Below are 6,450 nucleotides of genomic sequence, written 5' to 3' on the forward strand. Positions count from 1 at the left end.
GGTCAGGGGTCCAGACATTTAATTCTTTCCTTTCACCTTCTTGCTTTCTAAAATGAAATTAATAAGCACTAAATGCTTTTTTAGGGCCATTCATATAATGCTGCTTTTAGCGCTGTTGATAGTTTTGCTATTGGCTATTTTACTACTTAAACCACTGTTGGTTTTACTTTCGGCGGGTACATTTACCTTTTTAACAAGCTGGTACAACAATAAAGACTTCGATGGCATTGCCTCAGTCGATTAATACTGGCTGAGGCTATTCATACAAATCAAATTATTAAGTCATTTACTCAATACAAAAAAACATGAATACTGAATCAATAAAAATAAACGAAACCCCTATCATACTATCAACCGGAATTTACGACCTCCTTAAAGATCATTTAAGAAGAAGAAAGTTAAGCAGGTATAACGAAGCAAAACTTGAATTGGAACTAAAACATGCAAGGCAGGTTTTAAGAAATGAACTACCAGCTGATGTGGTTACGGTTGATACCAATGTAAAAGTGAAGGAAATGGAATTAGGAAAAGAATTCATATACAAACTTGTTGCACCTGCAAAGGCACGAAGAAAACACAATACCCTTTCCATTCTCTCTCCAATAGGCGTAGCAATCCTTGGCTACACTAAGGGCGCCATAGTGCAATGGGAAATGCCTGAAGGAATAAAGAAGTACCAAATAGAAGACGTCACTAAAATAGGATAAAAAAAACCGGCATCTTCATCAGATGCCGGTTTTTTTTATCCTATTTCTTATCTAAAGGAGCCATCCCGAACATTAAAACCAAGCGGTGGTTCTCATAAAAATTTAAGGTTTGTTCAGCAACATCGTATTTCAATGTTTTATCGCTTATCAGCTTTAAAAACTCACTTTCGAGCCTATTTCTATCTTCATCTACACAAGCCCTCAAAGTACTGCCCATTTGTTTAAACGTAAGTTTACCATCGCCTTTTTCATAAGCTCCAAAGAAAGAATTACATCCTGCAAAACCATTAACTCTTCCCTTTTCTTTATCAAATACTACATAAGCCGGCGATTGTTCCAGAGCGACGCCATTCATCTGAATCAGTTTCCATTTATGTTTAACAACAAAATCCCATTCACCAGTTTTAACCGGCATCTTTTGTTTCTTTAATACTTTCTTTAGTTTATAAGTATAAATTGATGCATCGGCAGGAACATTGGCCCTTTTAGTACGGGTTACCAGAATTACATAACGATATCCGGGTTTATAATTAAAACCAGAAATATTGCTGTAAAACAGCTCCCAACCTTTACTGTTTTTATATTTAACCTGAAAACAAGTTTGCGGCGCTACACCTGTACAACTTGCACGATCTTCCTTAACTATAAGCTTTATTACATCAGCTGCATTGGCATAAACTGAAAGGCCCAGCAACATTAAAATAGTTAGTATTAATTTTGGACTGAAATTCTTTGTTATAATTCTTTTCATTTTCTGTGTATTCATCTTTGTTAAAAAGATGCACGGAACAAGTCGTTTCCATAAATATAAGATTTTCTTCTCCCCTGATTGATAAGATTTACTTACTTTAGGTTACACACTTAATGAAAAACCACTATGAAACGCAAACTCCTGTTCGTGCTTGGCTTATTGCTGTGCCACAGCCAGATTTCCAGCTCACAAACCTTAACAAGCGCACATTTTAGAATCTCTGATAGAGAAAATGGAATCAGATCTATCGAACTAACTATAAACAACATGATCATCATTGGTTTAAATTCCACTGGCGACATATCTTATATCGATGAGGCCGAAGGAGCACTTGCAGATTACACAAGTAATTCAGAATATACCGATAACGAACATTCTAAATTCATTGCCAATCAGAAAATTGAATATTACGACCGGTTTGACGATGAAAAATCGGGAAAAATAAAATGGATAGGCGGAATCAAAATTGATTATAATGATAATTTTGATATTCATGATCCCAGAGGAAAAATAAAATCCATCGGTAACATTCAAATTAAATACAATAACGCTTTTGATGTCCACGATAAATCTGGAACAATTAAATCCATTGGTGCCATTCAGATTAAATACAACAATGCCTTTGACATTAACGATCCCGCTGAAAAGGTTAAATCAATAGGGAATGTAAAAATCACCTATTTTAATTCTTTTGATGCAAAAAGGTTATTTGGCAAAATAAAATCGATCAAAGGAAACAGTAAAAAGATTTACGTGACAAAGTAAACAACCTTAATTTATACATTCCTTATTTTGTATCTTTGCCGCAAATGCAAGCCGTTCTATCGCTGCGATTATATCGGAGAGGAAAGTCCGGGCAACACAGAGCATCTCGCTTCCTAACGGGAAGAGGTTTGGGGATGAACACCCGAATTATGGAAAGTGCCGCAGAAAGCATACCGCCGATGGCTTTTAAGCACAGGTAAGGTTGAAAACGTGAGGTAAGAGCTCACGATTTTTCCGGGTGATCGGAGAACTGGTAAACCCCGGGAGTTGAAAGACCAAATAGGCTAACGCATGTAGGGCTGCTCGTCCGATGTTAGTGGGTAGGTCGTTAGAGATAAATGGCAACATTTATACTGGATTAATGATAGAAAACCTGAGCAATCAGGTTACAGAACCCGGCTTACAGGCTTGCATTTTGTTTTTTAAATGATATATCAGTTTCATAACTTTAAAAAAACACATTATTAAACTGAAAAATAATATATTAGCACTGGATAATAAGAAGATTTAGCATACCCTATGGCAAAATTGTTAATAATTGATGATGAGAGAGCGATAAGAAGTACTTTACGTGAAATCTTAGAATACGAGAACTATGAAGTTGAGGATATTGACAATGGTGTAGATGGATTAGAGCTCATCAAAAAGAAGAAATACGACCTTGTCCTATGTGATATCAAGATGAATAAAATGGATGGAATGGAGGTGTTGGAACAAGCACTTGCATATAGCCCGGACCTTCCATTCATTATGATTTCAGGACATGGAACGGTCGAAACCGCAATAGAAGCCAGTAAAAAAGGTGCATTTGATTTCATTTCAAAACCACCGGATTTAAACAGGCTACTGATTACAGTTAGAAATGCACTGGACAGAGGTACTTTAGTTACTGAAACCAAAGTATTAAAAAGAAAAGTTAGCAAAACAAGAGATATTCTAGGTAGTTCAGAGAATATAAACAAAATTAAAGAAACTATAGAGCGTGTTGCCCCTACAGAAGCCAGGGTATTAATAACCGGAGCGAATGGTAGTGGTAAAGAATTGGTTGCACGTTGGTTACACGAAAAATCGAATCGTGCCGACAGCCCTCTTATCGAGGTTAACTGCGCAGCTATTCCATCCGAACTGATAGAGAGTGAATTATTTGGCCACGAAAAAGGTTCATTTACCTCTGCTGTAAAACAGCGTATAGGTAAATTTGAACTTGCCAATGGGGGAACGCTGTTTTTAGATGAAATTGGCGACATGAGCCTTTCGGCTCAGGCAAAAGTTTTACGCGCATTACAGGAACACAAAATCACTCGTGTAGGTGGCGAAAAAGAACTTGAAGTGAATGTGCGTGTACTGGCAGCTACCAATAAAAATCTTTTAAAAGAAATCGAAGATGGCAATTTCCGCATGGACTTATACCACCGCCTAAACGTTATAAACATCCATGTTCCACATCTAAGTGAGCGCATCGATGATATCCCGGAGATCGCGCAAAGCTTCCTTGAAGAAATTTGTAAAGAATATGGCATGCCTGTTAAAAAGATCAGCGATAGCGCCATGACAGCATTACAAAGTCTGCCGTGGACAGGTAATGTTAGGGAATTACACAACATGATCGAACGTCTGATTATTTTAAGCGATAAAACCATTACAGATCATGATGTAACTGTATTTGCAAATCCTAGTGGAGGAACGAATATAGGTGCAGCAGGTGGGACTCCCAATGGATCTGCCCATACAGCTCCTTCTCCAGCCTTGGCTTATGATAAATTCAACAACTTTCAGGATTACAAAGACTATGCTGAAAAAGAATTCATCAAGTTTAAATTGGAAAAGAACAACTGGAATGTATCTAAAACTGCCGATGATATAGATATCCAACGCAGTCACTTATATAGTAAGATCGAGAAATTCGGATTAAAAAGATCCGCAGAATAAAAAAAAGCTCCTGATCAGGAGCTTTTTTTTATTCCATATAATCAGCTTGCCTGCTTAGCAAAGCCCTGTACTTATTAAAAATTGCCGTTTTGGATACAAACCCAAGGTAAGCTCCACTTTCATCCAATACAGGTAATAGCCATGCATTTTCCTTTTCCATTTTCCCCAGTACCTTCTTTAGTGAATCCGTAACCAGTACAATATCTGGAGCAGCCTGCATCAGATCATTTACAGAAAGGTTATCTTCATCGGCAACATTCCTCTTCAAAACATCTTCAACAAACACCAAACCCTTAAAGCTCCTGTCTGCACTTACAACCGGAAACAAATTTCTTTTAGAAAGTAGAATTTCAGGCATTCTTACTGAGACCAAATCATCTTCATTTAAAACAAGGTAATCTCGTTCTACAAGATATTTAAGTTTCATCATATTAAGAACGGTAGTGTCTTTGTCTTCATGCGACAACAGTTCCCCTTTCTCTGCCAAAGGCTTGGTATAGATAGAGTATTTATTTGCACTGCGATTGATCAAATAAGAGATTGCGGATGTAATCATCAACGGAACCATTAAAACATAACCACCGGTAATCTCGGCAATCAAAAATATCCCTGTAAGCGGTGCATGCATAATAGCGCTTAATGAAGCCGCCATGCCCGCCACAATGAAATTGGCAACATTCAGGTTTGCTATTCCCAGAGTATTTGCAGAAAATGCAACCACAAAACCAATTAAACCACCAATAACCAAGCTCGGCGCAAAAATACCCCCATTCCCACCGGCACCTAAAGTAATAAGGGTAGCGCAAGATTTAGCAAAAATAGTTATTGCTGTAAAAAGGATAACCAGCCATGGCAAATTACTATATTCTGAAAATATACTGTTGGTCATTACATTGGTATAATTTCCGCCAAGCAAATTTTTAATGGTAATATAACCCTCCCCATATAATGTTGGAAACAGGAAAACCATTATACCTAGCATCAAACCGCCAACAACTACACGTTTATATGGATGATTAATCTTGTAAAAGAAGGACTTAATAACCGAATTTGCTTTGGCAAAATAGATAGAGAAAAGACCAATTAAAACCGCAAGCAATACATAATATACAAGTGCATTCATCTTCCATCCTTCTGTAACCAGAAAGAAAAGCTGTTCGTTAAAAAAGAACCTTGCTACTACCGCAGCAGTGGCCGAAGCAAGCAATAAAGGTATAAAAGCAGGGATTGTAAACTCTGGAAGCAGTATTTCTATGGCAAATACAATACCCGCAATTGGACTATTAAATGCAGCAGATATTCCGGCTGCTGCACCACACGCCAGCAACATTGTGGTTTCACGGTATGATAAACCTAAAAATCTGCCTACAATAGAACCAATACCCCCTCCACTGGTCACAATTGGAGCTTCCAAACCCGTAGAACCCCCAAAACCAACAGTTAATGCTGCTGTAATAATTTGCGAATAGATATTATGAGGTTCTACTTTACTGGATTTTTTCGAAATTGTATACAAAAGAGGTGTTAGCCCGGTTTCAAATTTTCCTTTTCTGATGAACCTTCGCACATACATTACCGAAAGAAGTATCCCTATAAAAGGAAAAAAGAAATACAGATAATACTTGTACTGCCAGTGAAAACCCGTCTGCAGAAAATCTTCTATATGGTGAGTTAAGGTTTTTAGAAGTGCGGCAGCAAGACCGGCCAGAATGCCAACAATCAGTGCAGCAATAACCAGGAAATTACGGTTAGAAATTTTAGTTTTCCGGTAATGGTTAATCGAATCTATATAATTCACCAGCCGTATATACATAATTTACCTTTTAAGCGTCAAATTTATCCAGCAATTTAATTAATGTAGCAAAATCTTTTGGATAGGGTGCGTCGATTACAATATCCTTATCATCAAGGCCTTTAAATACCAAATGGCGGGCATGTAAAGCAAAACGTTTCATGATGGGTTGTTCCTCATCATCCTTTGCAATGCGGTATCCTTTTTTCATGGCCGATAGGTATACCGGTTTACCCTTATACATATGATCTCCAACAATTGCAGCACGCTGGGTAGCTAAATGTATCCGAATCTGATGCATCCTACCAGTTATTGGTTTACACTCTACCAGAGTATAATGTCTGTAGTTTTTAATGGAATTAAAATACGTTTCTGCACGTTTACCTTCCTTACGGTCTATAGTTACACTCTTATTTCCATCATTTAGAATAGGAAGGTCTATGAACAAGTCTTTAAAAGTAAACTGCCCATCAACAACAGCGTGGTATACTTTATTTACCTTACGC

General features: G+C 37.5%; 6 protein-coding genes and 1 other RNA gene. 4 read left to right on the top strand and 3 right to left on the bottom strand.

Annotation, left to right across the window (positions count from 1 at the left end):
- Window positions 1-305 precede the first annotated feature (305 nt).
- Window positions 306-707, top strand: a complete 402-nt coding sequence (locus tag AC1DDX_RS20615) for a GreA/GreB family elongation factor (protein ID WP_337717962.1) — start codon at window positions 306-308, stop codon at window positions 705-707.
- A 40-nt stretch (window positions 708-747) separates the two neighbouring features.
- Here the strand turns inward: AC1DDX_RS20615 and AC1DDX_RS20620 are convergent, their stop codons facing one another.
- A complete protein-coding gene (locus tag AC1DDX_RS20620) occupies window positions 748-1,458 on the bottom strand; it encodes a DUF4377 domain-containing protein (RefSeq protein WP_172660404.1) in 711 nt (236 codons plus the stop codon).
- A 126-nt stretch (window positions 1,459-1,584) separates the two neighbouring features.
- On the opposite strand from AC1DDX_RS20620, the gene AC1DDX_RS20625 reads away from it, so the two are divergent.
- From AC1DDX_RS20625 to AC1DDX_RS20635, 3 genes are all read left to right on the top strand, one after another.
- Window positions 1,585-2,223, top strand: coding sequence for a hypothetical protein (locus AC1DDX_RS20625; protein WP_172660405.1), 639 nt, complete (start codon window positions 1,585-1,587; stop codon window positions 2,221-2,223).
- Window positions 2,224-2,266: 43 nt separating this feature from the next.
- An RNA gene (gene rnpB, locus AC1DDX_RS20630) (RNase P RNA component class A) lies at window positions 2,267-2,642 on the top strand.
- 100 nt (window positions 2,643-2,742) lie between these two features.
- Window positions 2,743-4,152, top strand: a complete 1,410-nt coding sequence (locus AC1DDX_RS20635) for a sigma-54-dependent transcriptional regulator (RefSeq protein ID WP_337717964.1) — start codon at window positions 2,743-2,745, stop codon at window positions 4,150-4,152.
- Window positions 4,153-4,180: 28 nt separating this feature from the next.
- Here the strand turns inward: AC1DDX_RS20635 and AC1DDX_RS20640 are convergent, their stop codons facing one another.
- Together AC1DDX_RS20640 and AC1DDX_RS20645 are read right to left on the bottom strand one after the other, a co-directional pair.
- A complete protein-coding gene (locus AC1DDX_RS20640; RefSeq protein WP_288884403.1) occupies window positions 4,181-5,965 on the bottom strand; it encodes a chloride channel protein in 1,785 nt (594 codons plus the stop codon).
- Window positions 5,966-5,975: 10 nt separating this feature from the next.
- On the bottom strand, window positions 5,976-6,450 hold a 475-nt coding region (locus AC1DDX_RS20645), incomplete at its 5' end, for a pseudouridine synthase (RefSeq protein ID WP_477622509.1).

The sequence above is a fragment of the Pedobacter sp. 10L46_2 genome, assembly GCF_056395165.1.

Bases quoted from the DNA above. Each gene is read 5' to 3' on its own strand.
- AC1DDX_RS20625 (WP_172660405.1), top strand. From the start codon at position 1,585: ATGAAACGCAAACTCCTGTTCGTGCTTGGCTTATTGCTGTGCCACAGC.
- AC1DDX_RS20640 (WP_288884403.1), bottom strand. From the start codon at position 5,965: ATGTATATACGGCTGGTGAATTATATAGATTCGATTAACCATTACCGG.
- AC1DDX_RS20620 (WP_172660404.1), bottom strand. From the start codon at position 1,458: ATGAAAAGAATTATAACAAAGAATTTCAGTCCAAAATTAATACTAACT.
- AC1DDX_RS20635 (WP_337717964.1), top strand. From the start codon at position 2,743: ATGGCAAAATTGTTAATAATTGATGATGAGAGAGCGATAAGAAGTACT.
- AC1DDX_RS20615 (WP_337717962.1), top strand. From the start codon at position 306: ATGAATACTGAATCAATAAAAATAAACGAAACCCCTATCATACTATCA.